The organism is uncultured Reyranella sp., from assembly GCF_945957355.1.
Taxonomy (GTDB): domain Bacteria; phylum Pseudomonadota; class Alphaproteobacteria; order Reyranellales; family Reyranellaceae; genus Reyranella.
The window spans coordinates 17,700-42,668 of the sequence record NZ_CAMFKM010000015.1 but is presented as its reverse complement, the minus strand read 5'-3'; the positions used below and the strand labels follow the sequence as shown (position 1 = coordinate 42,668).

The window sequence follows — 24,969 nt, the reverse complement described above, 5'->3', positions numbered from 1 at the left end:
ACTGCTAGCCCTCCACCTTGATGTTGTTTTCCCTGACGACCCTGGTCCAGCGCTCGGTCTCGGACTTGACCCGGTCGAGATAGGCCTGCGGCGTGCTGCCCGTGGTGAAGAAGCCGAGTTCGGCGAACCGCTTCTTGACCGCCGGATCCTTCAGCGTTTCCAGGCAGAGCGCATTCAGCTTCTCGACGATCGGCGCCGGGAGGCCAGCTGGCCCCACGAGCCCGAAGAAGGCCGCGCTCTCCAGGTCCTTCATGCCGAGTTCGGCCACGGTCGGAACGTCGGGACAGACGGTGGAGCGCTCGGGCGACGCGACGGCGATGCCGGTCAGGCGGCCCGCGGCCACGTGCGTGCCGGTCGGCAGCACGACGTCGATCATGATCGGCAGGTGGCCGCCCATGACGTCACGCAACGCATCGGCGGCGCCCTTGTAGCTGACGCTCTCGAGGTTGAGCTTGTTGCGCGTGCGGAACAGCTCGCCCCAGAGGTGCGGCTGGTTGCCCATGCCTGAGGTGGCATAGCGCACCCGCTGCGGCTGCTTGTTCACCCACTCGGCGAACTCGGCGTAGTTCTTCGCCGGCAATGCCTTGCCGTCGATCGCCAGGAGATCGGGGATGTCGACCAGGGTCGAGATCATCTGGAAATCCTTGAGCGGATCGAACGGCTGCTTGAGGCCCAGGGCGACGTTGGTCGCCATCGTCGCGGCGCCCAGCAGCAGCGTATTGCCGTCGGGCTTGGCCTTGGCCACCACGTCCATGCCGATGATGGTGTTGCCGCCGCCCTTGTTCTCGACGATCACCTGCTGGCCGAGCATGCCCGACAGCTTCTCGGCGACGATGCGGGCGGCCGTGTCTGTCGACCCGCCGGCCACGTAAGGCACCACCAGCCGGATCGGCTGGCTGGGCCAGGCCTGCGCCCGCACCGATGAAGCTCCGACGATCGTCCAGCCGGCGGCTCCGGCCAATACGCCACGTCTCTTGATCATGTTCCTGCCCTCGATGTCTGGTTTGGCGGCAGGATCGCAAACGCGCGACGGCCGCGCAATCACGCGCGGCCGTCGTTTCGCAAGCAGGCGACTTTATTCCGCGGGCTTGGGCGCCGCCGCAAGGGCGTGCACGTCCCTTTCGCTCGGCAGCATCGACAGGGCGAGGAACGAGCAGAAGGCCACGCCCGCCAGCACCGACAGCAGCACGGGGAAGCCCGCATCCTTTACCGCCGGGCCGATCAGCGCCACCACGAAAGAGCTGACGCCGAAGCCGATCGCGAGGCGAACACCGGTGACCCGGCTGCGCATGCGATCGTCGATGTAGCGCACGATCATCGCATCGGTGAACGGTATGGCACCGAACACCAGCAGCATGAAGGCGATGGCGGTCACGAACAGCGCCCAGCCCTCGACCTGCGACGCGAGCAGGAACAGCGGCACCTGCAGCAGCACGATCGGCAGGTAGATGTTCTTCAGCGGATAGCGGTCGATCAGCTTGCCGACCACGAGCTGCGCCAGCGAGGCGAGCGAGAAGATGATGAACAGCATCGTGGCCAGCATGGCCGGATCCTGCGCGATACTCTTCGCCCGGTTGGCCAGCAGCTCGCCGTTTCCGTTGGTCGTGAAGTTGAAGATGATGCTGCCGGTCACCGCGGTGAAGGTCATGATGGCGAAGACCCGCGCCATGACCGACGGCGGCAGGTCGAGCATCTTGGCCTTGCGCTTCGCCGGCGCCTCTTCCTCGCGCGGCACCAGGACCACGAAGGCGACGGCGCAAACCAGGCAGATGACGCCCGGGATGATGAAGGCCGCCTGCCAGCCGAAGCGCTGGGCGATGTAGACCGAGAGGCCGGCCGCTATGGCGATGCCCATGTTGCCCGCCAGGCCGTTCACTCCGATCGTGAAGCCGGGGTTCTTGGCCTTCTGCACCAGCATCGGAATGCCGACCGGGTGATAGATCGAGGCGAAGGCGCCCATCAGGGTCAGCGCCGCGCCGATCTGCCATTTGTTGTTGCAGAGCGCGATGATCAGCGCCGAAACACCCATGCCGACGAAGAAGATCACCATCATGATCCAGCGGCCCCAATGGTCGCCGAGGCGGCCGCTCACGATCGAGCCGGCGCCGAACATGAAGAGGGCGCCGTAGTTGAACGGCGTGAGCTCGGTCCACTCGACGCCCCAGACCCCGGCGATGACGCCCCAGGAATAGGCGAAGACCACCAGGATCCAGTGGTCCATGGCGTGGCCGATGTTGAGCAGGATAGAGGTGGGACTGCCGTGGCTCATCTTGTTCGTTCCTCCAGGGGCACCCAGCCTAGGCGTGACCGCACTGACTGTCTTGCGCTAGAGTGCCAATTAATGTCGCAAAAACGCCAGGCCGCCCTGCGTTCGACGAACCCCGAGGACTACCAGCGGGTACCGCGGGCGGTCGCCGCCATGCCCAAGGACTTCGCCGACGGGTTCGAAATCGCACCACATCGTCATCGCCGCGCCCAGCTCATCTACGCGACGGCCGGCACGATGCGCATTTCCACGGAACGGGCTGTCTGGGTGGTGCCGCCACAACGGGCACTGTGGATGCCGCCCGGTGTCCGCCATTCCATCGTGATGTCCGGCGACGTGACGATGCGCACGCTGTATCTGCGCCACGACGCGGCGGCCGGCATGCCCGACGTTTGCCGGGTCCTGCACATCTCTCCCCTGCTGCGCGAGCTGATCGTGCGGGCGACCGAGTTGCCGGTGCACTACGACGAGCGCGGCGCGGCGGGTCATGTCGTGGCGCTGATTCTCGACGAACTGCACCGCGAACCTTCGCTGCCGCTCCATCTGCCGATGGCGCACGACAAACGGCTGCGACGGCTGTGCTCGGCCCTGCTCGAGAATCCTGGCGACCCGCGCACCCTGGACGAATGGGCGGGCGAGGCCAATGCCAGCCCGCGCACTCTCGCCCGACTGTTCGTGACCGAAACCGGCCTGACGTTTGGCGCGTGGCGTCAGCAGGCGCGCGTGCTGGAGGCCATGGGCCGGCTGAGCGGCGGCCAGGCCGTCACCGACGTCGCGCTGGACCTCGGCTACGAGAGTGTGAGCGCCTTCAGCGCCATGTTTCGCAGAGCGTCGGGAGTGTCACCCAGCGCCTATCGTCCGGCCCGTTAAAGGCCCTGTGCGTTGTGAGGGGATTTTGCACGCCATTGCAAATGGTTAGCAAAGAAGATTGCTTGACGCTGAATGGTAATAATCCCCCAATGCGGCCCCTGTTTGGGGTAATCTAAATCGTCGTTTACCGGAGTATGTCGCTGCTCCCCGCCGCCGCCTGGAGTTTTGTGTGAAGCCGACTGATATCGCCAATCCCGACTACTTCCATAAGGTCGTCGATTGCCAGTGGGCGTGTCCTGCCCACACGCCCGTCCCCGAGTACATCCGATTGATCGCGCACGGACGCTATTCCGACGCCTACATGATCAACTGGAAGTCCAACGTGTTCCCCGGAATCCTGGGCCGCACCTGCGATCGTCCGTGCGAGCCAGCCTGCCGTCGCAGCCGCGTCGAGGACGAGAACCTGGTGAAGGGCAAGAAGGAGCCGGTCGCGATCTGCCGCCTGAAGCGCGTCGCCGCCGACTACAAGGACGACGACGACATCAATTCCAAGATGCCCAAGGCGCCGGAGAAGAACGGCAGGCGTGTCGCCTGCATCGGCGGCGGCCCCTCCTCGCTCACGGTGGCGCGCGACCTCGCGGTGCTGGGCTATGAGATCGTCATCTATGACCAGGATCCCAAGCTTGGCGGCTTCATCCGCACGCAGATCCCGCACTTCCGCCTGCCCGAATCGGTGATCGACCAGGAAGTCGGCTACATCACCGGCATCGGGAACGTCGAATTCCGCCACCAGCGGGTCGACTCGCTGAAGGCCGTGCTGGCCGAAGGGTACGACGCGGTGTTCGTTGGTTCCGGTGCGCCGCGCGGCCGCGATCTCGACGTGCCGGGCCGCAAGGAGGCCGGCGCCAACATCCATATCGGCCTCGACTGGCTGTCGTCGGTCTCGTTCGGCCACATCGACAAGGTCGGCAAGCGCGTGATCGTGCTGGGCGGCGGCAATACGGCGATGGACTGCTGCCGCACCGCCCGCCGCCTCGGCGGCGAGGACGTGAAGGTGATCGTCCGCTCCGGCTTCGACGAGATGAAGGCGTCGCCCTGGGAGAAGGAAGACGCGATCGGCGAGGACATTCCCATCCTCAACATGCTCGTCCCGAAGGAAGTCCGCCACGAGGGCGGGAAGATCCAGGGCGTGCTGTTCGAGAAGGTGGTCGCGAAGTACGACGAGAAGGGCCGCCGCTCCCTGGTTCCATCGGGCGAGCCCGACGAGTTCTACGAGTGTGACGACGTGCTGGTCGCGATCGGCCAGGAGAATGCCTTCCCGTGGATCGAGAAGGACTCCGGCATCGCGTTCGACAAATGGGGCCTGCCCCAGCTCAACGAGAAGACCTTCGCCAGCACGCATCCGAAGGTGTTCTTCGGCGGCGACGCGGCGTTCGGCCCCAAGAACATCATCTGGGCAGCCGCGCATGGCCACGAGGCGGCGATCTCCATCCACAAGATGCTGGTCGGCGAGAACCCCGAGGAGCGCCCCGCGCCCGGCGTGAACATCGCCAGCCAGAAGATGGGCATCCACGAGTGGAGCTACGACAACGCGCCCACGATCGACCATCGCTTCAAGGTCCCGCATCGCCCCAAGCAGGAAGCGCTGAAGGACATCATGGCCGAGGTCGAGCTGGGATTCGATCCGCAGCTCGCCTTCAAGGAAGCACAGCGCTGCCTGAACTGCGATGTCCAGACGGTGTTCAGCGGCCAGCTCTGCATCGAGTGCGACGCCTGCGTCGACATCTGCCCGATGGACTGCATCACCTTCACCGAGAACGGCGAGGAGAAGGAGCTGCGCCATCACCTGACGGCGCCGGCGATGAACTCGACGCAGGACCTCTATATCGGTGCCGGCCTCAAGACCCAGCGGGTCATGGTCAAGGACGAGGATGTCTGCCTGCATTGCGGGTTGTGCGCCGAGCGCTGCCCGACCGGCGCATGGGACATGCGCAAGTACTACATCGAAATGACTCACGCGGGACACGCATGCCACAAGCAATAGCCGCCGTTAACGACTTCGTCGTCAAGTTCGCGAACGTCAACGGATCCGGATCGGCCTCGGCCAACGAACTCTTTGCCCGGTCGATCCTGCGCATGGGCGTGCCCGTCAGCCCGCGCAACATCTTCCCCTCGAACATCCAGGGCCTGCCGACCTGGTACGAGGTCCGCGTCACCGAGAAGGGTTATCTCGGACGGCGCGGTGGCGTCGACATGATGGTCGCCATGAACCCGCAGACCTGGGCCGAGGACGTGAAGGAGATCACGCCCGGCGGCTACCTGTTCTACGATTCGACCAAGCCCATGCCCTCTTCGATGTTCCGCGAGGACATCAACGTGATCGGCGTGCCGCTGACGGCGATCACCAACGCCACCTACACCGACGCCCGCCAGCGCCAGCTGTTCAAGAACATCATCTATGTCGGCGCGCTCTCGGTGCTGCTCGACATCGACGAGAAGCAGATTCAGCGGCTGTTCAGCGAACAGTTCAAGGGCAAGGAGAAGCTGATCGACTCCAACGTCAAGGCGATGAACCTTGGCCGCGACTGGGTGAAGCAGCATGTCGATCCCGACCTGGTGAAGCTGAAGGTGCGCCACGCCGACAATGTCGGCGACCGCATCTTCGTCGAGGGCAACAGCGCGGCCGCGCTCGGCGCCGTCTACGGCGGCGCCACCGTCTGCGCCTGGTATCCGATCACGCCGTCTTCCTCGCTGGCCGAGGCGTTCCAGAGTCACTGCAAGAAGTTCCGGCACGACAAGGAGACCGGCAAGGCCAAGTACGCGATCGTGCAGGCCGAGGACGAGCTCGCCTCGATCGGCATGGTGATCGGCGCCGCCTGGAACGGCGCGCGCTCCTTCACGGCCACCTCCGGCCCCGGCATCTCGCTGATGACCGAATTCATCGGGCTCGCCTACTTCGCCGAGGTCCCGGCGGTGCTGGTGAACGTGCAGCGCGGCGGGCCCTCGACCGGCATGCCGACGCGCACGCAGCAGTCGGACCTGCTGGGCTGCGCCTACGCCTCGAACGGCGACACCAAGCACGTGCTGCTGTTCCCCGAGGATCCGCGTGAGTGCTTCGAGTTCACCGCCGAGGCGCTCGACCTCGCCGACCGCCTGCAGACACCGGTGTTCGTCATGACCGATCTGGACATCGGCATGAACCACCGCCTGTGCAAGCCGTTCGCCTGGGACGAGAACCGCGTCCTCGACCGCGGCAAGGTGATGACCGCCGAGGATCTCGAGGCCGGCAAGACCTTCGGCCGCTACCTCGACGTCGACGGCGACGGCATCCCCTACCGCACCTATCCGGGCACGCACCCGACCAAGGGCTCCTACTTCACGCGCGGCACGACCAAGGACGAGTTCGCGCGCTACTCCGAGGAAGGCCCCGTCTATGTGCGCAACATGGAGCGGCTGCAGAAGAAGTGGGAGACCGCGAAGAAGATCGCGCCGCAGCCGCTGCGCTATTCCTCGCCCAAGCCGACCCGCTTCGGCGTGATCTACTTCGGCTCGACCAGCCCGGCGATGGACGAGGCGCTCGACCATCTCGAGGCCGAGGGCCATCACGTCAACGCGCTGCGCGTACGCTCCTTCCCCTTCGCGCAAAGCGTCGAGGATTTCATCCACGAGCACGACCGCGTCTTCGTCGTCGAGCAGAACCGCGACGCGCAGCTTCGCACGATGCTGCTCAGCGAATACACGCTCGACGCGCGCAAGATCGTGCCCGTCCTGCACTATGACGGCACGCCGATCACGGCGCGCTTCATCGCGACCGACATCGCCACCAAGCTCGGTCAGTTCAAGGTTGTCCCGTTCGACAAGGCCGCGTCATGACCTACATCGCCAAGCCCCGTCTTCATCACCCGTCGCTGGTCAAGAACAAGGCGGGCTTCACGCGCCGTGACTATGAGGGCGCCGTCTCGACGCTCTGCGCCGGCTGCGGCCACGATTCGATCAGCGCCGCGATCATCCAGGCCTGCTACGAGCTCGACATCCTGCCTCACCAGGTCGCCAAGCTGTCGGGCATCGGCTGTTCGTCCAAGGCGCCGACCTACTTCGTGGGTGCCAGCCACGGCTTCAACACCGTGCACGGCCGCATGCCCTCGGTGATGACCGGCGCGAACCTCGCCAACCGGGACCTGATCTACATGGGCGTGTCGGGCGACGGCGACTCCGCCTCGATCGGCCTCGGCCAGTTCGCCCACGTCATGCGCCGCGGCGTGAACATGACCTACATCGTCATGAACAACGGCGTGTACGGCCTCACCAAGGGCCAGTTCTCCGCCACCGCCGACAAGGGCTCGATCAGCAAGAAGGGCGTTTCCAATCCCGATTCCTCGATCGACATGGTGTCGCTCGCCATCCTGATGGGCGCCACCTTCGTCGGCCGTTCCTTCTCGGGCGACAAGCACCAGCTCGTGCCGCTCATCAAGGCGGCGATGTCGCATAAGGGCGCGGCCTTCCTCGACGTCATCAGCCCCTGCGTCGCCTTCAACAACCACGCGGGTTCCACCAAGAGCTACGACTATGTCCGCGAACACAACGAGGCGCTGAACCGCATCGACTTCATCGAGACCCGCGAGGAGATCACGACCTCCTACGAACCCGGCACTACGAAGACCGTGCAGCAGCATGACGGCTCGGTCCTGCGCCTGCGCAAGCTCGGCGAAGACTACGATCCATCCGACAAGGTCGCGGCCGTCAAGCGCGTCCAGGAGGGCCTGCATGCCGGCGAGGTCGTGACCGGCCTCCTCTATGTCGATCCGACGCCGAGCGACCTGCACGCCAATCTCAACACGGTCGACGTGCCGCTGAACACGCTGAACGCCCCGGACCTCTGCCCCGGCACCTCGGCGCTCGACAAGATCAACGCAAGCCTGCGTTAATCCTCACTTCGAGAGCAAAGGGAGCGCGCCCGCGAGGGCGCGCTCTTTTTGATTCTAGAGGTCGACCCGCTCCTCGGCGACCGACCTGCGCTTTTCCATGTTGAAGCGGCCGGCATAGATCGGACGTTCGCCCGTCGTGGGGCCGGGATACTGCACGATCAGGATCTCGCCGCCGGTCTCGGTCCTGAACTCGCCCTCGAAATGGGGGTCTGGGTGGTAGAGCATCGTGCCGGGCGTACAGGTGCGTCCGTCGATCGTGAAGTCGCCCTTCAGCACCAGCCAGACCTGCGCGAAGCCGTGATAGTGCTCGGGATGATGGGCTCCCGGCTCCAGACGCAGGACGCCGGCGTTGGGTTGCGTCGGCTCTTCGGGCCGCGGATGGAACAGCATCTTGCCGGTCTCGCCCGGCCAGCGGATCGTCTCCCATTCGACTTCGTCGAGATGGCGCACCTGGTAGGGCTTATGGTCGCGACGCGACGCCTCGCGTGTGGTGGCTAGGGCGGCGTTGGCCGATGCCGTGTCGGGAACGTGCTTGCTCATGGCTTGGTTTCCTCCTTCGGACTTTCTTGCTTGTGTTTTGGCGAGGACAGACGCCACCAGTCCGGCACTTCGGCCGCATCGGCGGGCTTCGCCACGGACATCAGCACCTGCGCCTGGCCGCGGCCGGCATTCTCGGCGCGATGCGGCTGCTGCGAATCGATCAGGATGCCGTCCCCCGCCTTCAGCAGGTGCTGTTCGTTGCCGACGTGGAACAGCACTTCACCCGACAGCACGTAGCAGTGCTCCTGCCCGGGATGGGACACGGTTGCCTCCATGCCCTTGGAGCGCGGGAAGACGAGCTGGAAGACTTCCATGCGATCGAGCGGCGCGCCGCCGCCCAGATGCCGCCAGCGGTAGCCCGTGGCCGCCACCTCCTGCATTGCGCCCTCGCCATCTCGGTGCACGGCAATCATCGTCTTGGCCGGCGCTGCCTCGCTGGGGAAGAGCTCGTGCAGTCCGAGGCCCAGGGCGTCGGCGAGCTGGATGAGATTGGCGATCGAGGCGGCCGCCTGGCCGCGCTCGAGCTTCGACAGGAACCCCTCGGAAACGCCGGCCCGGCTGGCGACGTGCGCCAAGGTAAGACCTGCGCCCGTCCGGGCGGCGCGCAGGCGGCGGCCGATGTCACGGGTCGTTTCGGCGATACGGTCGGGTGATCTGCTCATGCTCTCTGATGGACTGGACTTTCACATAGGGCAAGCTTTCTTTCTCTACTGGCACGCGCAGGAATGACGTAGGCTCTCGCCCATGGACGACACCGCGCAGGGGTTTCGCCTTGGCGAGGCCGGCTTCTTCCCGTGGGGCACACGCTTCGATGCCGTGGTGCGCGACTTCGAAGGGAATGGCTATGCAAGCCGGCCCCTGCCCTGCACCGAGGCCTATGGCTTCGCGACCTGCTCGGCGGAGCCATCGGCACCGCGCCCCGACCGGCCGGTCCTGACCGTGACCTACGAACTGGCCGCCACCGACCAGCCCTCCCGGAACCTATTCGCCCGGCTCGTGATCGGCCTCGGGGCGCCACGGACGATCGAGCGCGACGAGCTTTCGCCGTATGCAGGCTCGCCCGACCATGTCGTGCTCCACGCCAACTGGAAGACGGCCGCTGGCATCCCCATGGGCCTCTCGCTCTACGGCGCCCCGCGAACCACGCGCTACGGCCTCAGCGCCGGTTCGCTCTACCTCAGCTGGGGCGATCTCGAAGCGGCAGCCGCGCCTTGGATGGACGAATGGAAGGCCGCCAATGAAGCGGTCGCGCAGGCTGCCCAGTCACCCGGCAGCATCGATCAATTCAGCGTCGGCTACGACGTGCGGGCGAGCGATGCCCCGGACCCGCTGCGCATCGCCAACCGGTGTCTCAGCGCACCGGAGCTGCTCGATACGCCGCGCTCGATTGCGCAAAGCCTGGGCCCCCGCGGCTTTGCCCTGTGGAGCGACGCAGCAGGCACACGCTGGCACCTCTCCACGTCGGCCTGCACGGTCGTGCTGGGCGGGCCGGACACGTCGCGGGTCAGAGTCGCCAGCGTCGAGCCGGCGCGGGGCGGCGGCTTCTCGTCCATCGACGTCGGCGGCTGGTGGGCCCGCGACGCCTGGAAGTCACGCGCGATCGACGAGGCCGTCCGCGCCCTGAAGCGCGTGCCCGGCCTCACGATCGAGCGTTCGTCAGGTCACGACGTCTAGAGTCCCCGTCTCGCCGGGCGCACGCGTCAGCTCAAGCCGCGTCGCGTGCCATTCGCGCAGCGACGGACGGTGCCCGATCGACACGACCGTGGCCTGCGGCAACCGCTCCTTCAGCACCCCATAGACCGCCGCCTCGTTGGCCTCGTCGAGCGAGGCCGTGGCCTCGTCGAGGAACAGCCAGTCGGGCTTGAAGACCAGCGCCCGTGCGATGGCCAGCCGCTGCTGCTCGCCGCCCGACAGGATATTGCTCCAGTGCGCCTCCTCGTCGAGCCTGCCGGCAAGGTGCCCGAGCCTGGCCTCCTCCAGCGCCTGTTCGATCTCGGCGTCGTTGGCCGTGGAATTCTCGTCAGGATATTTCACGGCATCGCGAAGGGTGGCGATCGGAATATAGGGCTTCTGCGGCAGGAACAGCACGCGCGCCCCGGCCGGGATCAGCACCCGCCCGTGTCCGAATGGCCAGATGCCCGCCAGCGCCCGGAACAAGGTGCTCTTGCCCGAGCCGCTCGAGCCGGAGATCAGCGTCCAGGCGCCCTTCGGCAGGGTGAGATCGAGGTCCTTGAGCAGGGTCTGGCCCGTCGGCAGAGCGAGATCGAGCCCGCGCGTGCCGACATCGGCCCGGCCCGCCTCGGGCTTGACGGTGATGTTCTCCGGCGGCTTTTCATCGATGGCCGTCTGGAGCCCCTTCAAGCGGTCCATCACCGCGCGCAGTTCGGCGACATTGGTGTAGTTGTCGATGAAGAAGGACAGCGCCGATTGGACCTGTCCGAAGGCCTGGGCCGTTTGCATGACCACGCCCAGGGTGATCGCACCGGCGAAGAAGCGTGGCGCCGTCACGATGTAGGGGAAGATGATCGCGAGCTGGCCGTAGCCGATCTGGTAGAAGACCAGCTGCATCTCGGTCACCAGCACGCGCCAGGCATTGTTGAAGACGTCGGTGAATCGTTCCTCGAGCACCGCGTTCTCGCGCGGCTCGCCGCGATAGAGCGCGATGCCCTCAGCGTTCTCGCGGACCCTCATCAGCCCAAAGCGGAAGTTCGCCTCATAGCGCTGCTGCAGGAAGTTGAGCGGGATCAGTCGCCGGCCGACCAGGTTGGCCAGCCACGTGCCGAGGAAGGCGTAGATCAGCGCCGCCCACACCATGTAACCCGGGATCACCACGTCGAGGCCGATGAAGGCCAGCGACATCGGTCCCGAGAGCTGCCACAGGATGAACAGGAACGAGATGAGGGTCGCCACCGCGCTGATCAGTCCCAGCAGCAGCGTCATCGTGTAGAAACCCAGCAGCCGCAGATCCTCGGAGATGCGCTGGTCGGCGTTGTCGACCTTGCGCTCCAATTCGATCCGGTAATAGCCACGGCCATCGAGCCAATGGTCGAGATAGTGTCCGGTCAGCCACCGCCGCCACCGAAGGCGCAGGTACGGACTGACCAGCCCGCGCGCCACGCCGAAGGCGATGGCGAGCGCCGCGATCCAGCCGAAATTGACCATCTCGGTCCAGAACGCCGCCTCGTCCTTGTTCTGCAGGCTGTCGTAGAATCGCCGGTTCCATTCGCTGAAGGCGACGTTGACCGTCACGCTCGCCAGGGTGAGCCCGATCGCGCCCACCAGCAGGACGATGGCGATCCAGCGCTCCTCCGAGCGGAAATAGGGAACGACCAGCCGCCACCAGTCGCCCAGGTAGGAACTCTCGCTCTTCATGCAGGAAATCCTTTCGGGGCGGCACACTGCCCCAGACAGCGCGACGATGACAACGGCGCCTGCGGCGGCTATAGCGCCGCACGATGGACGCCACCCCTCTCGCTTCCCGCCGCGCCGCAGTCGATGTGATGATGGCCTGCCTCGACAAGGGCCAGCCGCTCGACGATGCGCTCGGCCAGCATCGCGGCTTTGCCGCCCTCGACCCGCGCGACCGCGCCTTCGTGCGCCTGCTGTTGGCCACGACCCTGCGCCACCTGGGCGAGATCGAGGGCGTGCTGTCCGGCCTGATCACCAAGCCTCTTGAGGGGGCCAACGCGGTGGGCCGCCAGGTGCTGCGGCTGGGCGCCGCCCAGCTGATGTTCCTCGGCACGCCGCCGCACGCCGCGGTCGATACCTCGGTGCGCCTGGTGGAGGATGCCGGCCTGCACCATCTCAAGGGCCTGGTGAACGCCGTGCTGCGCCGGATCTCGCGGGATGGCGACGCGCTGCTGGTGGACCGCGACCCTGCCCGCCTCAACACGCCACGCTGGCTGTGGGAGAGCTGGATTCACGCCTATGGCGAGGATGCGACACGCGCCATCGCGTCGGCGCACCTGCACGAGGCGCCGCTGGACATCACTGTCCGCCGGGATGCCGATCACTGGGCGGCCCAGCTCGACGCCGAGAAGCTGCCGACCGGCACGCTGCGCCGGAAAGGCGGCGGCCACATCGCCGAACTGCCGGGCTTTGCCGAGGGCATCTGGTGGGTACAGGACGCCGCCGCGGCGCTCCCCGCGCGGTTGCTGGGCGATGTCACCGACAAGCGCGTCGCCGATCTCTGCGCCGCGCCAGGCGGCAAGACGATGCAGCTTTGCGCCGCGGGCGCAAAGGTGACGGCGGTCGACATCTCCACCCGCCGCATGACGCGGCTTGGCGAGAACCTCGCGCGCGCCGGCCTCGAGGCCGAACTCGTGACCGCCGACGCCAGCAAATGGACGCCGGCGGAGAAGTTCGACGCCATCCTGCTCGATGCCCCCTGCTCCGGCACCGGCACCCTGCGCCGCCACCCCGACATCGCCTGGCTGAAGGACGATGAGGACGTCGCGCGGCTGAACGTGACACAGGACCGCCTGCTGGTGCACGCGCTCGGCCTGCTGAAGCCCGGCGGCACCCTCGTCTATGCGGTCTGCTCGCTGCAGGAGGACGAAGGTCCCGAGCGGATCAACGCCCTGCTCGCCCGCAATCCCCAGGTGAAGCGCACGCGCGTCACGCCGGCGGAACTGCCGGGCCTCGAGGACGCCATCACCCCGCGCGGCGACGTGCGGACCCTGCCCTTCATGTGGTCCGAGCGCGGCGGCCTCGACGGCTTCTATATCGCGCGCCTGACGGCATAGCCGGGGGCGCGCCCCCAGCGATCAGACCCTCGAGCTCGGGCTGTAGAACGGCTGGTGCTTAGACGGATCCATGTAGTTCTCGTAGAACCTGCGGGCGTGCGGCAGCAGCGCGACCGAGAGCTTGCGGCGCTCGACCTCGTCGTCGGCCAGGGCCTTGCTGAGATCGTCGTGCAGCGCCTTCAGCGCCGCCGTCCGGTCCACCTTGGTGAAGGTGCCATCCTTGTAGATCACCTCGCCGTCGCACATCGTCATGATGACGGCCTGCTGCTTGGCGCGCTGGACCACCGCATCGAGCGTCGGAGTCATCTCGTCGAGATAGGGATAGGCTACGCTCTCCCAGTCGATCAGCACCATGTCAGCGGCCTTTCCGACCTCAAGCGTGCCGATGCTTTCGCCGAACAGCGTCGTCTTCGCCCCACCGACCGTCGCCATGCGCAGCACCTGCGCCATCGTCGGCACGTCGGCCTCGACCATGCCCGGCACACGATGGGCGCGCAGGACCAGCTTCAGCTCCTGCAGCATGTCACGGTCGTCGTTGATGCCGGCCTCGTCGAGGCCGATCGCGGTGTTGATGCCCTTCTTCTCGAAGTGATTGAGCGCCGCCACGCCCGAGCGCAGGCGGAAGTTGGAGGAGCAGTTGTGGCAGACACAGCCCCTGGCCTCGGCCAGGCGGTCGATGTCCTTCTCGTTCAGCCAGACGCCGTGGCCGAGCGTCAGCCGCTCGTTCACCATGCCGAAACGGTCGATATATTCCAGCGCCGTGCAGTTGCCGCGCCGCCAGGCATATTCCTTCTGATAGGCCGTCTCGAGCAGGTGCATGTGCATCGGCACGTTGTACTTGGCCGAAGCCTCGCTGAGCTTGGTGAGCGCCGGGTCCGAGCACCAGTGCAGGTTGGCCGGCGCCAGCTGGATCTTCACCCGGCGCTTGTTGTGATGCTGCGAATGGAACGACTTGAACATGTCCATCGCATCGTCGAGGCTCATCTTGAAGCGGTCGAACCAGCGCTGCATCGGCCCGCGCAGCTCCGCCGGCAGGCTTTTAACGAACTCCTCGTCGGCCTGGTAAACGAGCCGGTTCTGGTCGCGCACCGCGTAGCAGTAGCTGACCCGCATGCCGACATCTTCGTAGGCCTTGATGGTCTCAGTCGCTCGCTTTTCGACATCGGGCAGGGTGCCGGGCATCCAGCCTTGGATGTGCTGCACCGTGGTGATGCCCGATCCGATCATCTCGAAGGCCGAATAGAGCGTGTCGAGATAGAGGTCGAGGTTGCGGATCACCATGCGGGTGATGAACCACAGTTCCAGCGGCATGTCGGGTGAGCCCAGCTGGACCGGCGTCAGGCCGACATGGTGATGGCCGTTGACGAAGCCCGGCAGCAGGATCTCCTTGCCGGTGCCGATCACCGGCACGGTCGGGTGCCTGGCGCTCAGGTCGTCATAGGTGCCGACCTCGACGATGACGCCATCCTCCTGCAGGACGGCCCCGTCCTTCACCTCGTTCCAGGTGAAACGGTCCTTGGTGCCCGTGATGGCGGCGCGGCTTCGGATCAGGCTGGTGGCCATGGTCGGCTTCTCCTTGCTGTCGATTCAAAATTCAAGCGGTGGCGGCGAGTGCTTCCTGCTCGGCAAAAGCGCGGTCGACCTCGTCGCGCAGCAGGTCGGTGAGCTGGATGCGGAGATTCTCCGCCTCGCGCGAGAAGAGGTTGCGGGGCCGCGGCAGGTCGATCGGCACGATGGTCTTGATACGGCCCGGCCGCGAGGTGAAGACGACGACCCGGTCGGCCAGCGCCACCGCCTCGTCAATGTGATGGGTGACGAACAGCACCGAGGCCCCCGAGTCGCGCCAGACGTCGAGCAGGAAATCCTGCATCCGCGCCCGCGTCTGGACGTCCAGCGCCGCGAACGGCTCGTCCATCAGGAGGACCTTGGGGCGCATGGCCAGCGCGCGCGCGACGGCGACCCGCTGGCGCATGCCACCGGACAGTTCGTCGGGTCGCTTGTCCATCGCGGCCTTCAGGCCAACCCGCTGCAGCGCCTCGGCGGCGACGGTGCGGCGCTCCTCCTTGCCGGCGCCGCGAATCGACAGGCCGAAGCTGACATTTTCCCAGACGGTCAGCCACGGGAAGAGCGAGGTCTCCTGGAAGATTAGGCTGCGATCGGGCGACGGCGTTTCCACCAGGTCGCCGAACGACCAGACCTGCCCGTCGGTTGCCTCCTCGAGGCCGGCGATCAGGTAGAGCAAGGTACTCTTGCCGCAGCCCGAGGGGCCGAGAAAGACCACGAACTCGCCCGGCGCCACATCAAGGTCGATGCCCGTCAGCGCGTTGTGGGCGCGCCTGGTACCGGCTGCCCAGGTCTTGCCGACGCCGCGGCACACCACGGCGTCCTTCGACGAGAAAGTCGGCGGTGCATCAAAGGCCACGCAGCTTCTCCTTGGTGTCAGGCAGCCAGTAGAGGATCCGCCGCTGGGCCTGGCGCAGCAGCCAGTCGAAGGCAAAGCCCAGCACGCCGATCACGGCGATGGTGAAGAACACCAGCGACGGATTGAAGGTGTTGCGCGCCAGCATGATGACCTGGCCCATGCCGTAGCCGACGCCCGTCGACTCCGCGACCAGAACCACCATCCAGGCGCCGAACAGATTGAGCCGCAGCACCTGCAGCATGCCGGGCAGGATCGCCGGCACGATGACGCGCCAGTAGATCTGCCGCTTCGAAGCGCCCATGGTGCGCGCGACGTTGATGAAGTTGGGGCTGACGCCATCGATCTGGGCGACCGTTGCCAGCACCATATGGAAGAACAGCGCCACCACGACCATGAAGATCGCAGGGGCGTTGCCGATGCCGAACAGGAAGATGGCGACCGGAAGCCACGCAATGGGCGACACGGGCGACAGCAGCGTGATGGTCGGCAGCACGAGCTTGTCGAAGAAATGATAGTAGCGGATCAGCACACCCATCCCGATCGCCAGCACCGAGGCCATCGCCAGGCCGGTGAACACCCGGGCGGTCGTGGCACCCACCGTGATCATCACCGATTCGAATGCCGAAGGGCCCGCGTTCATCGCCTGCCCGACCTGCCAGCGCGTTGCGGTGTTGAAGAACTTTGCCTGCTCCGCGAGATTGCCGAGGAAGATGTGCGGCGGCGGCAGGAGCTTCGGGTCGGCCCAGCCGAACGCCCAGCACAGTTCCCAGATGCCTGCGAACAGGCTGATCGACAGGATCGTCCACCAGGCCTTGGTCAACCATTCGAGGTTGACCATACCGGTGTAGAACCGCGAAACCGCCGCCGGGCGGGATGTCCCGGCGACCGGGTCCGAGGCTTCGCCGTCGCGTGTGACGACGGCCATCAGGCGGACTTGTACTTGAGCTTGCCGTAGAGGTCGGGATTCTCCTTGATGACCTCTTCGAGCAGCGTCCAGTCGATCGCGTCGCGGCCGGGCTTCTTCTTGATGTAACCCATCTCCATCACGCTGTCGGTGCGCTGCAGGATGAAGTCGGTCTGGCTGCGCGCATCGACGATCGCCGGCTGCTTGCCCTGCGCGATCTTCGCGTTCTCCATCGAGGTCTTGTAGTACTTGCCGACAAGCTCCTTCAGCACGTCGTCGGTATTGGTCTCGGCGTCGAGCTGGGCCTGCATCATGCTCTTGATGATCGCCTTGAGGCCGGCTGGATTGTCCTTCATCAGGCTCGACCGCGAGGCCAGAACGCAGTCGGTATATCCCTTGCCATAGAGGTCGACGCCGTTGGTCAGCATGACCGCGCCCTTCACGTCGTTCACCAGGGCCGAGGCATAGGGCTCGATCGTGCAGATCCAGTCGATGGCGCCCGCCTTGAAGGCCTCGACGGCCTCCGGCGTATTGCCCATGTAGCGCACCTTGACGTCCTTGAAGGAGATATTGTTCTTCTTCAGGTAGTCGTAGGGCATGACTTCCAGCGTATCGAGCTGGAAGGTGCCGAGCGTCTTGCCCTTGAGCTTCTCGGGCGTGTCGAGCCCGGGCCGGGCCACGATCGCGCAGCCTTCGACGCCGCCGCCGGCCACGATCTTCACCGGCGCGCCTGCGTCGTAGAGCGCCATGAAGCTGGTGTAGGGCATGAGGCCCAGATCGACCTGTCCCATGCCGAGGAACGTCACCATCTCCGCCGAGGTCGGCGTATTCACGAACACCAGTTCGGTGCCGCTCGCCTTGGCGTACTGGCGCGAATGGGCAAGGAAAAGGTTGAGGTTGCAGAAGCCCGTGCCGTGCGTCGATTTGAGACCGGCAGCAGCGTGAGCGGAACCGCCCATCAGCATGCCCGGGCCGGCGGCCATGGCGATGGTGCTGACGGCAGCGGCGCCCTTCAGGAAGCCGCGGCGTGACGGAGCGACGGCGCCGCCGAAGTTCATCTTGGACAGATCCGGAAAATGCGTACAGCCAATGCGTTCACACATGGAGAGCCTCCTCGGGCAGCGGAGATTTTTGGATGAGGACTGCAGGCGTCGGGCGAGTCTGCGACTGACAACTCCCTGCCGGTCGTCACTCGGTGCGACCGACCTCAAAGGTGCCGGCACGCCAACCGAGAAGAATCGCGCTAGCGCGATTCTGCGCTGCCATGTTCCGAAGCAAGGGATGTGCCACCGCGAAAAGCCCGCTACGGCGCGGCAGCACGTTCTGCGGCGCCGCCGCCTCAGGTCAATTCGCAGTCATGCGTGCTATTTCTTGACCAGCGCCCTGTGCCGCTGCCGCTCGATATGCCCGAGGTAGAGACCCGAGCAGATGATCACGCCGGCACCGACCCAGGTCCAGAAGTCGGGAAAATCGCCGAACACGAGATAGCCCAGAAGGGCGGCACCCAGCAGCTGCACGTAGTTGAACGGCGCGACGACGGCGGCCGGCGCCTGGCTGTAGGCGATGGTGAGGAAGTAGTGACCGACCCCGGCCATGATGCCCATGCCGGCGAACAACACCCAGTGCCAGCCGAAGGCCGGCGTCACCCACTCGAAGGGCAGCATCGGCAGGGCGACCGCGGTGCCCACGATCGTGGCCATGGTGGCCGAGGCATCGGGCCGTTCGGCCTGTCCGTAACGCCGCGAGAAGAGTTGATAGAGCGAACTCGAGATCGTGCTGCCGACGATCCATAGCGAATGCCATTCGAAGTGGGCCGAGCCCGGCCGCACCACGATGAGGGCGCCGACGAAGCCAACCACCACGGCCGCCCAGCGCCTGGGTCCGACTGGCTCCCCCAGGAACTTCGATGACAACGCCGTGACGATCAGCGGGCTGGTGAGCGAGATCGAGGCGGCCGACGCCAGCGGCATGTCGACGATGCCGTGAAAGTAGAGGTACGAGGACAGGAACAGCAGGAGGCCGCGCACGATCTGGCTCGGCACATTGTGCCAGCGGAACAGCGCCAGCCCGGCCCGCGGCAGGAAGATCGCCATCATGAAGACGAAGGCGAAGACGTAGCGGCCCCAGATCACTTCGATGACCGGATAGGTCTGGCTCAGCGTCTTGGACATGGCGTTCAGGACAGAGAAGCACAGGACCGAGAAAATGATCGAGAGAATGGCCCGCAGGATCCGGTCGGTGGGCGGTGGGGGCGCGTCAACTTTCATCGAGGATCAAACTAGCGTCCCGCTTCCATGGAGCAAGCGCCTGGGGCGGACAGCCCTGTCCCGGTAGATGCATGGGTCTGTTCCGACAGATGACATGAGTCGTGAACCTCACGGCCGACGGTCAGGTCTGCTGCTCCGCCTTCAATTCCTCGTCGCTGGGCCATAGCAGCAGCGACACGATCATCAGAATGCCGAGGCCGCCGGTGATGCCGGCGAAGCGGTCGACTCCCGGCATGATGCTGTCCGGCGGCGCCAGCCCCTGCACCATCGTGACGACGAAGACGAAGGCGAACTGGGTGCCGACATAGGGAATTCCGTGCCGGCCCATCTGGATATGCATTCCTACCCACACGACGCCGCCGATCATGGCGAGCCACCAGATGAACGATTCGACCTGCAGCGCCAGGCAGGCCAGCGCGACGATGCCGCCCAGCAGGCAGCCCATGAACCGGTGGAAGGACTTTTCCGCCACGAGATGGCGTGTCGTGGTACCGCCGTCGGCGATCAGCGGCGCGGCCATCACCACGGCGATCGTGACCGCCATCTCGCCCACGTCCGGCAGGTCCGCCATCACCCAGACGATCATGACCGTCACCACGGAGATGGCGGCGCGGAACCCGTGCAGGACCGATGGCCATTGTGCGCCCAGCAGGTGCCGCCAGCCCGGCGCCGGGGCCGGCGGCTCGGCGTGCCAGTCCTGCAGCAGTTTGGCCGTCACCACTGCGCAGGAGACGCCGACCGCCACGTCCAGCGTGCGATAGCAGGCGATCTCGAACGCCTGGGTCGGGTCGTTCAGGCTCATCAGCAGCACCAGGCTGGACGTGATCGCCATGAAGAGCCAGGCGAGCCCATGCGGGCTCACCTGCACCGCGATGACCCCGGCCATGGTCGCGCCGCCCAGGAACAGGCACAGCGCCACCTGGTCGTAGGGCAGCCAGCGCGCCATGACGAAACCGAGCACGGCACCCGCGATCGTGCCGCTCAGCCTCAGGATGCCCCGCCGCACGGAGGCCGCACCGGTCGACATCAGGGACATGTAGCCGCTGATTGCCGCCCACCAGGGCGCATCGAGCTGCATCAGCAGGGCCACCGTGGTGGTGAGGACCACCGAAACCGCAGCGACGACGCCCATGCGCGACTGCGCGGGCCGGGTGCCGACGTCGGCCAGTTCACGCCAGAAGCCGGTCAGCGTCCGGTCGAAGAGCCGCGCACCCTCGCGGACATCCTCGACGACCGCCCGGCCATAGCGCCCGATCCCGGGAGCCCAGCTCATGGAAAGATCACGGTGCGCGCGTCGGCGCCCATGTAGAGTTTGTAGCCGGGCGGCAGTTCCTCGAGCACGATGGTCACCGGGATGCGGCGCTGCAGGCGGATCCAATCCGTGGTCGGCGCCACGTACGGCAGCAGCTTGTCGATACCCGGGTTACGGCTGAACCCCCGGGCGATGCCGGTAATCCTGCCCTTGTGAAAATGCCACGGCGCACTGTCGAGCCAGACCCAGGCGGTATCACCAACCTTGAAGTCGCGAATGTAGTACTGCTTGTAGTTGGCCATGATGCGCCAGGCGTCAGAATCGACGATCCCGACGTTTGGCACGTTGATCGTGGCCATGTCGCCCTTGCGGAGCGTGAGGTTGGTGATGGCCCCGTTGTTGGGTGCGTGAACCACCGTGCGATCCAGGTTCCATTGCGCCGATGCCAGTTGCGCCTTCGCCAGTTCCAGCGCCGCCTGGTGCGCACCGATGTCCGTCTCCGCCTTGGCGATGGCGACCGTGGAGATCGTCATCTCGGCCTGCGACCGGCGCAGCTGGTCATTCGCCCGGTCGAGTTCGGCGATGGGCGCGAATTCACGCTTTGCCAGATCGGCGAACCGGCTCTGCTCCTGGACCGCGTAGGTGTGGCTCGACGTCGAGACCTGCAGGGCCGCCTGGGCCAGTGCCAGCTCCTCCTGCGCGACCTTGAGGTTGGCCGCGGCACGATCGATCTGCGCCTTCCATTGATTGACCACCAGTTGGAATGGCTCCGGATCGATGGTGTACAGCTTGTCGCCGATCTTGACGTCCTGGTTGTCGACGACGTGGACCTCGATGATCTGCCCCGTCACCTGGGGCGCCACCGCGACCAGGTCGGAACGGACATAGGCGTCGTCGGTGAAGGCCACGAAATAGGTGACCACCTCGTAGAGGAGGAACAGCCCGAGGATCGTGCCACCGACCGTGATCAGGCGATGGAGCCGGCTGGTCTCCCGCGCCGGCCGCGCGGGTGGGGCGGTCACAGGCTCTGGCGACGGCGTGGGTACCGGCGCAGCCGCCGCAGGCATGGGGTCCGGCGGCTGCTGCGAGGGCTGGGTCACGTCGGGTGACATGCGCCGAAATTACCCCGTGGCGACCTAGAAGCCCATGCCCTTGATCTTGGCGGCAAGGGCCGACACCGAGAACGGCTTGCCGAGGAAATTCACACCGGCGTCGATGACGCCGTGGTGAACGATCGCGTTGGCGGTGTAGCCGGTGGTGTAGAGGACCTTGAGGTCGGGCCGGCGCGCCTGGGCGGCCGCAGCAAGTTGACGGCCATTCATGCCGCCGGGCAGGCCGACGTCGGTGAACAGCAGCTGGATGTCGCGCTGCTTCTCCAGCACGCGCAGCGCCTGATCGCCATCTCCGGCCTCATGGACCGTGCAGCCGCATTCGCGGCAGGCCGCCACGGCAAATTCGCGCACGACCGGGTCATCCTCGACGACCAGCACGACCGGTCCCGTGCCCGCCGCGGCGCCGACCATGGGCGCCAGCTCGGGTGCGGCGGTGGCGGCCTCGGCCTGGGCGCGCGGCAGATAAATCTTCACCGTCGAGCCATGGCCCACCTCGCTGTAGATCTTTAGGTGGCCGCCGATCTGCTTGATGTAGCCATAGGTCATGCTGAGGCCGAGCCCAGTGCCCTGGCCCCGCTCCTTGGTCGTGAAGAACGGCTCGAAGGCGCGCGCGATCGTCTGCTGGTCCATGCCCGTGCCGGTGTCGGACACCGCGATCATCACGTACTGGCCCGGCTTGACCTCGGCATTGGCCGCGGCATAGGCATCGTCGAGATGGGCGTTGGCCGTCTCGACCGTGAGCGTCCCACCGCCCGGCATGGCATCGCGCGCGTTGATCGCCAGATTGAGGACCGCCGCCTCGAGCTGCGCCGGGTCCGCCGTCGCCCGCCACAGGCCGCCGCTCAACACCGTCTCGATCTGCACCGACTCGCCGAGGGTGCGGCGCAGCAGTTCCGACATGCCGGAGACAAGCCGGTTTGCGTCGACCGCCTCGATCTGCAGGGGCTGCTGGCGGGCGAAGGCCAGCATCCTCTGCGTGAGGGTTGCCGCCCGCGACACGCCGGTCCTGGCGAGATCGAGGAAACGCACGACATCGGGCGTCGGCTGCGGTACGCGGCGGCCGACCATCTCGATCGCGCCTCCAATGCCGGTGAGCAGATTGTTGAAATCGTGGGCGATACCAGCCGTGAGCTGGCCGACCGCGGTCATCTTCTGCGACTGGCGGAGGCTCTCCTCCACGGTCGCACGCCGGACCTGTTCCTCACGCAGCCGGTCGAGCGTCTCGGCCTGGCTCGCAGCCCGGCGCGAAGCGAGCAGTGCCAGTGCGAACAGCGCCAGGGTAGCCGGCAGGCCGAACAGCAGATGCGTCGCCATTCGATTCATCCAGGCCTCGCGCACGGAGTCGCTGGCGACACCGACGGCCACATAAATGGGCAGATCGGGCAACTTGCGGTACGCGACCGTCCGGGAGACACCATCGAAGCTGCCCCTGGAAGTGCTGTACGATCCAGCCTCCGGATGCGCCGCGATCGCCTGCATGAAACTGGACTCGCGATCGAGCCGCGTGTTCGTACCGGGGTAAGCGGGATAACGGGCGAGCAGCTCGCCATCGGCCCGCAGGAGCGACGTCGTGTAGTTGTCCGTGCCCGCCGCCTGTTCGAACAGCTTGTTGAAATAGGTCGGCGGTATGGCCACCAGGACGACGCCGTCGAAACTGCCGTCCAACCGCCGCCGCGGCTCACTGTATTGAAAGATGTCCGAGCCCTTGATCCGGCTACGGAACGCCTCGCTGACGTAATGCTGCTCCCCGCCGTCACGGTGGGCGATGAAATAGGGCCTGTCCGCGGCCGATACGTTAGCCGGCATGGGAAATACGTTGGCCGCGACGAGGGGACGGCCCTCCCTGTCGAGAATGAATACGTCGTCGACCTGCGGCAGCTTGCGAACGAGGTGCTTGAATTGCTCGTGCAGCCTCGCCTCTTGCTGCTGGATCTCGGAGTCCGTCATCTCGTCCAGGAGGCCGAGCGCGTTGCTCACGACGAGCTGCTGTGTCTCGAAGGTGGCGCGGGCACCGACATAGAGGAGATCGAGGGTGCGGCCCAGCCGTTCCTCGAATTGCCTTTGGGTTTCACCGTAGGCCAGCCAGCTCGCCCCGACGAACAGGAAGACCGGCACGATGACGGTTGCAGCCAGAAGAACGAACGACGCATCTGCCGCCGTCGTCCCGCGAAGCGTCCAGGTCTGGAGTTTCAGGAGCCGCCGCACGTGCGCCTAGGGTCCTTTCCGGATGAGCGAGACAACGAAGTTCGAAAGCTCCGACGCGCTGTAGGGCTTGGGAAATGAATGCGTCTTGATGCCGGCCGACAACGAGCTCGGAGCCGTCGCGCCGGAACAGCGGATGATCGGAACCCCTGGCCGGTGCCGGGCGGCGGCCTCGATCACCTTCTCACCCGACATGTCGGGGAGACCCAAATCGACGATGATGGCCGCGAGGGGCTTATCGCCTTCCACGACGTCGAGGGCTTCGCGTCCGGTTGCCGCCTCGATGCATTCGACACCGACGTCGCCCAGCGCGTCGACCAGGACGGCGCGGATCAGGAACTCGTCTTCAGCCAGCAACACACTCGACATACGGGAGCCCTATTCGGCCGCCTTGGGTACGGCGGAGTTCGGCTTGAAGGGAAGAATGCTTGTGGCGCGCGCCGCGGGCAACGGCAAGGGCGGAGGTTCCACACCCAACGTTCTCGCCGCATTCCACGCCCAACGCGGATCGATCAGGAACGGACGGGCATGCGCCGTGCAATCTGCCTCGCCTGCGGCGACGATCTTCTCTGCCTGCTCCGGCTCGGTGATCAGCCCGACGGCCCAGGTCTTGATACCGGCTTGCTTGCGGATGCGGGCCGAGAACGGAACCTGGTAGCCGGGTCCGACCGAGAGCTTCTGGCCCGGCGCATTGCCGCCCGAGCTGACGTCGACGAAGTCGCAGCCGAGGGCCTTGAACTGCCGTGCGGTCTCGATCGAGTCCTCGAGGGTGATGCCACCCTCGACCCATTCGACGGCCGACAGCCGCACGCCCAGCGCCTTCTCTGCCGGCCAGATCCTGCGTACGGCTTCGAACACTTCGAGCGGAAAGCGTCGGCGCTTCTCGGCCGTCCCGCCATATTCGTCAGTGCGGTGATTGCTGATCGGCGACAGGAACTGGTTGAGACAGTAGCCGTGCGCACCATGCAGTTCGACCACGTCGAACCCCAGCCGCAGGCTGCGCTCGGCGGCATCGACGAAGGCCCGCTTCACACGCTTCAGGCCGACCGCGTCGAGCGCCACCGGCGTGTGCCAATTCTTCTCCGGGTCGTAGGCCAGCGCCGACGGGCCATAGGTCGTCCAGGGGAGATCCGGCGCGTCGGCCTGCGTCAGCGGCCCGCCGCCCTTCCAGGGACGCTGCGCCGACGCCTTGCGGCCGGCATGGGCGAGCTGCACGCCGAGCTTCACGCCCGGCATCCAACCGCGGATCCAGTCGATGACCGGCTTCAGCGCCACCTCGTTCTCGTCGCTGTAGAGGCCGAGGCAGCCCTGGGTGATGCGGCCCTCGCGCTCGACATGGGTGGCCTCGAGGCAGAGCAGGCCGGCACCCGACATCGCGAGCATGCCGTAATGCACCTGATGCCAGGGCTGGGCGCTGCCGTCGACGGCCGAATACTGGCACATCGGCGAGACGACGATGCGGTTGGGCAGCGTTACGCCGCCGAGCTCGACAGGGGTGAAGAGTTGGGCGGTCATGGAAATCCT

At 66.1% G+C, this 24,969-nt stretch carries 21 protein-coding genes; 6 read left to right on the top strand and 15 right to left on the bottom strand.

Annotation, left to right across the window (positions count from 1 at the left end; genetic code table 11):
• Positions 1-4: 4 nt before the first annotated feature.
• Together Q0Q48_RS21855 and Q0Q48_RS21850 are read right to left on the bottom strand one after the other, a co-directional pair.
• Positions 5-982 (bottom strand): tripartite tricarboxylate transporter substrate binding protein, encoded by a 978-nt coding sequence (locus tag Q0Q48_RS21855; RefSeq protein ID WP_295142590.1) that lies wholly within the window; start codon positions 980-982, stop codon positions 5-7.
• A 93-nt stretch (positions 983-1,075) separates the two neighbouring features.
• Positions 1,076-2,269: an MFS transporter gene (locus tag Q0Q48_RS21850; protein ID WP_295142587.1), complete on the bottom strand. Its 1,194-nt coding sequence runs from the start codon at positions 2,267-2,269 to the stop codon at positions 1,076-1,078.
• Between the two features lie 72 nt (positions 2,270-2,341).
• Between Q0Q48_RS21850 and Q0Q48_RS21845 the strand changes: the two genes are divergently transcribed.
• From Q0Q48_RS21845 to Q0Q48_RS21830, 4 genes are all read left to right on the top strand, one after another.
• A complete protein-coding gene (locus Q0Q48_RS21845) occupies positions 2,342-3,136 on the top strand; it encodes a helix-turn-helix transcriptional regulator (RefSeq protein WP_295142583.1) in 795 nt (264 codons plus the stop codon).
• A gap of 169 nt (positions 3,137-3,305) precedes the next feature.
• Positions 3,306-5,120 carry an FAD-dependent oxidoreductase gene (locus Q0Q48_RS21840; RefSeq protein WP_295142581.1) on the top strand — a complete coding sequence of 605 codons (1,815 nt, stop codon included), beginning with the start codon at positions 3,306-3,308 and terminating at the stop codon, positions 5,118-5,120.
• On the top strand, positions 5,105-6,949 hold the full coding sequence (locus tag Q0Q48_RS21835; protein ID WP_295142578.1) for a 2-oxoacid:acceptor oxidoreductase subunit alpha: 1,845 nt from the start codon (positions 5,105-5,107) through the stop codon (positions 6,947-6,949). The genes Q0Q48_RS21840 and Q0Q48_RS21835 overlap by 16 nt, the downstream gene beginning before the upstream one ends.
• On the top strand, positions 6,946-8,001 hold the full coding sequence (locus Q0Q48_RS21830) for a 2-oxoacid:ferredoxin oxidoreductase subunit beta (protein WP_295142576.1): 1,056 nt from the start codon (positions 6,946-6,948) through the stop codon (positions 7,999-8,001). Before Q0Q48_RS21835 ends, Q0Q48_RS21830 begins: the two co-directional genes overlap by 4 nt.
• A gap of 54 nt (positions 8,002-8,055) precedes the next feature.
• Here the strand turns inward: Q0Q48_RS21830 and Q0Q48_RS21825 are convergent, their stop codons facing one another.
• Positions 8,056-8,541 (bottom strand): hypothetical protein, encoded by a 486-nt coding sequence (locus Q0Q48_RS21825; RefSeq protein WP_295142573.1) that lies wholly within the window; start codon positions 8,539-8,541, stop codon positions 8,056-8,058.
• Positions 8,538-9,203 (bottom strand): XRE family transcriptional regulator, encoded by a 666-nt coding sequence (locus Q0Q48_RS21820; RefSeq protein ID WP_295142570.1) that lies wholly within the window; start codon positions 9,201-9,203, stop codon positions 8,538-8,540. The genes Q0Q48_RS21825 and Q0Q48_RS21820 overlap by 4 nt, the downstream gene beginning before the upstream one ends.
• Before the next feature lie 82 nt (positions 9,204-9,285).
• Between Q0Q48_RS21820 and Q0Q48_RS21815 the strand changes: the two genes are divergently transcribed.
• Positions 9,286-10,215, top strand: coding sequence for a hypothetical protein (locus tag Q0Q48_RS21815; protein WP_295142568.1), 930 nt, complete (start codon positions 9,286-9,288; stop codon positions 10,213-10,215).
• On the opposite strand, the gene Q0Q48_RS21810 is transcribed toward Q0Q48_RS21815, so the two are convergent.
• A complete protein-coding gene (locus Q0Q48_RS21810) occupies positions 10,198-11,913 on the bottom strand; it encodes an ABC transporter ATP-binding protein/permease (protein ID WP_295142565.1) in 1,716 nt (571 codons plus the stop codon). The two genes, Q0Q48_RS21815 and Q0Q48_RS21810, sit on opposite strands and share 18 nt — an antisense overlap.
• Positions 11,914-11,996: 83 nt before the next feature.
• Between Q0Q48_RS21810 and Q0Q48_RS21805 the strand changes: the two genes are divergently transcribed.
• Positions 11,997-13,286: a transcription antitermination factor NusB gene (locus tag Q0Q48_RS21805; RefSeq protein WP_295142562.1), complete on the top strand. Its 1,290-nt coding sequence runs from the start codon at positions 11,997-11,999 to the stop codon at positions 13,284-13,286.
• A 21-nt stretch (positions 13,287-13,307) separates the two neighbouring features.
• On the opposite strand, the gene Q0Q48_RS21800 is transcribed toward Q0Q48_RS21805, so the two are convergent.
• The 10 genes from Q0Q48_RS21800 to Q0Q48_RS21755 all read right to left on the bottom strand — a co-directional run bounded on the left by Q0Q48_RS21800 (position 13,308) and on the right by Q0Q48_RS21755 (position 24,960).
• Positions 13,308-14,849, bottom strand: a complete 1,542-nt coding sequence (locus Q0Q48_RS21800) for an amidohydrolase family protein (RefSeq protein WP_295142558.1) — start codon at positions 14,847-14,849, stop codon at positions 13,308-13,310.
• A 31-nt stretch (positions 14,850-14,880) separates the two neighbouring features.
• Positions 14,881-15,708 (bottom strand): ABC transporter ATP-binding protein, encoded by an 828-nt coding sequence (locus tag Q0Q48_RS21795; RefSeq protein WP_295142555.1) that lies wholly within the window; start codon positions 15,706-15,708, stop codon positions 14,881-14,883.
• Positions 15,698-16,633: an ABC transporter permease gene (locus Q0Q48_RS21790; RefSeq protein WP_295142551.1), complete on the bottom strand. Its 936-nt coding sequence runs from the start codon at positions 16,631-16,633 to the stop codon at positions 15,698-15,700. The genes Q0Q48_RS21795 and Q0Q48_RS21790 overlap by 11 nt, the downstream gene beginning before the upstream one ends.
• Entirely contained in the window at positions 16,633-17,670 is a 1,038-nt protein-coding gene (locus Q0Q48_RS21785; protein ID WP_366915303.1) for an ABC transporter substrate-binding protein, read from the bottom strand. Before Q0Q48_RS21785 ends, Q0Q48_RS21790 begins: the two co-directional genes overlap by 1 nt.
• 306 nt (positions 17,671-17,976) lie before the next feature.
• A complete protein-coding gene (locus Q0Q48_RS21780; RefSeq protein WP_295142546.1) occupies positions 17,977-18,879 on the bottom strand; it encodes a DMT family transporter in 903 nt (300 codons plus the stop codon).
• 121 nt (positions 18,880-19,000) lie between these two features.
• Complete coding sequence (locus Q0Q48_RS21775; RefSeq protein ID WP_295142544.1) at positions 19,001-20,152, bottom strand: FUSC family protein; 1,152 nt, start codon at positions 20,150-20,152, stop codon at positions 19,001-19,003.
• Positions 20,149-21,243: an HlyD family secretion protein gene (locus Q0Q48_RS21770; protein ID WP_295142541.1), complete on the bottom strand. Its 1,095-nt coding sequence runs from the start codon at positions 21,241-21,243 to the stop codon at positions 20,149-20,151. Before Q0Q48_RS21770 ends, Q0Q48_RS21775 begins: the two co-directional genes overlap by 4 nt.
• A gap of 24 nt (positions 21,244-21,267) precedes the next feature.
• Positions 21,268-23,448, bottom strand: a complete 2,181-nt coding sequence (locus Q0Q48_RS21765) for an ATP-binding protein (protein ID WP_295142539.1) — start codon at positions 23,446-23,448, stop codon at positions 21,268-21,270.
• Positions 23,449-23,454: 6 nt separating this feature from the next.
• Positions 23,455-23,814 carry a response regulator gene (locus Q0Q48_RS21760; protein WP_295142534.1) on the bottom strand — a complete coding sequence of 120 codons (360 nt, stop codon included), beginning with the start codon at positions 23,812-23,814 and terminating at the stop codon, positions 23,455-23,457.
• Positions 23,815-23,823: 9 nt separating this feature from the next.
• Positions 23,824-24,960 carry an NADH:flavin oxidoreductase/NADH oxidase gene (locus tag Q0Q48_RS21755; RefSeq protein ID WP_295142529.1) on the bottom strand — a complete coding sequence of 379 codons (1,137 nt, stop codon included), beginning with the start codon at positions 24,958-24,960 and terminating at the stop codon, positions 23,824-23,826.
• Positions 24,961-24,969: the final 9 nt, after the last annotated feature.

What these genes read in the sequence shown, in the direction of transcription:
- Q0Q48_RS21850 (WP_295142587.1), bottom strand. Translation starts at nt 2,269, where the DNA reads ATGAGCCACGGCAGTCCCACCTCTATCCTGCTCAACATCGGCCACGCC.
- Q0Q48_RS21845 (WP_295142583.1), top strand. Translation starts at nt 2,342, where the DNA reads ATGTCGCAAAAACGCCAGGCCGCCCTGCGTTCGACGAACCCCGAGGAC.
- Q0Q48_RS21760 (WP_295142534.1), bottom strand. Translation starts at nt 23,814, where the DNA reads ATGTCGAGTGTGTTGCTGGCTGAAGACGAGTTCCTGATCCGCGCCGTC.
- Q0Q48_RS21780 (WP_295142546.1), bottom strand. Translation starts at nt 18,879, where the DNA reads ATGAAAGTTGACGCGCCCCCACCGCCCACCGACCGGATCCTGCGGGCC.
- Q0Q48_RS21835 (WP_295142578.1), top strand. Translation starts at nt 5,105, where the DNA reads ATGCCACAAGCAATAGCCGCCGTTAACGACTTCGTCGTCAAGTTCGCG.
- Q0Q48_RS21770 (WP_295142541.1), bottom strand. Translation starts at nt 21,243, where the DNA reads ATGTCACCCGACGTGACCCAGCCCTCGCAGCAGCCGCCGGACCCCATG.
- Q0Q48_RS21800 (WP_295142558.1), bottom strand. Translation starts at nt 14,849, where the DNA reads ATGGCCACCAGCCTGATCCGAAGCCGCGCCGCCATCACGGGCACCAAG.
- Q0Q48_RS21825 (WP_295142573.1), bottom strand. Translation starts at nt 8,541, where the DNA reads ATGAGCAAGCACGTTCCCGACACGGCATCGGCCAACGCCGCCCTAGCC.
- Q0Q48_RS21755 (WP_295142529.1), bottom strand. Translation starts at nt 24,960, where the DNA reads ATGACCGCCCAACTCTTCACCCCTGTCGAGCTCGGCGGCGTAACGCTG.
- Q0Q48_RS21820 (WP_295142570.1), bottom strand. Translation starts at nt 9,203, where the DNA reads ATGAGCAGATCACCCGACCGTATCGCCGAAACGACCCGTGACATCGGC.
- Q0Q48_RS21830 (WP_295142576.1), top strand. Translation starts at nt 6,946, where the DNA reads ATGACCTACATCGCCAAGCCCCGTCTTCATCACCCGTCGCTGGTCAAG.
- Q0Q48_RS21775 (WP_295142544.1), bottom strand. Translation starts at nt 20,152, where the DNA reads ATGAGCTGGGCTCCCGGGATCGGGCGCTATGGCCGGGCGGTCGTCGAG.
- Q0Q48_RS21790 (WP_295142551.1), bottom strand. Translation starts at nt 16,633, where the DNA reads ATGGCCGTCGTCACACGCGACGGCGAAGCCTCGGACCCGGTCGCCGGG.
- Q0Q48_RS21855 (WP_295142590.1), bottom strand. Translation starts at nt 982, where the DNA reads ATGATCAAGAGACGTGGCGTATTGGCCGGAGCCGCCGGCTGGACGATC.
- Q0Q48_RS21805 (WP_295142562.1), top strand. Translation starts at nt 11,997, where the DNA reads ATGGACGCCACCCCTCTCGCTTCCCGCCGCGCCGCAGTCGATGTGATG.
- Q0Q48_RS21815 (WP_295142568.1), top strand. Translation starts at nt 9,286, where the DNA reads ATGGACGACACCGCGCAGGGGTTTCGCCTTGGCGAGGCCGGCTTCTTC.
- Q0Q48_RS21810 (WP_295142565.1), bottom strand. Translation starts at nt 11,913, where the DNA reads ATGAAGAGCGAGAGTTCCTACCTGGGCGACTGGTGGCGGCTGGTCGTT.
- Q0Q48_RS21785 (WP_366915303.1), bottom strand. Translation starts at nt 17,670, where the DNA reads ATGAACTTCGGCGGCGCCGTCGCTCCGTCACGCCGCGGCTTCCTGAAG.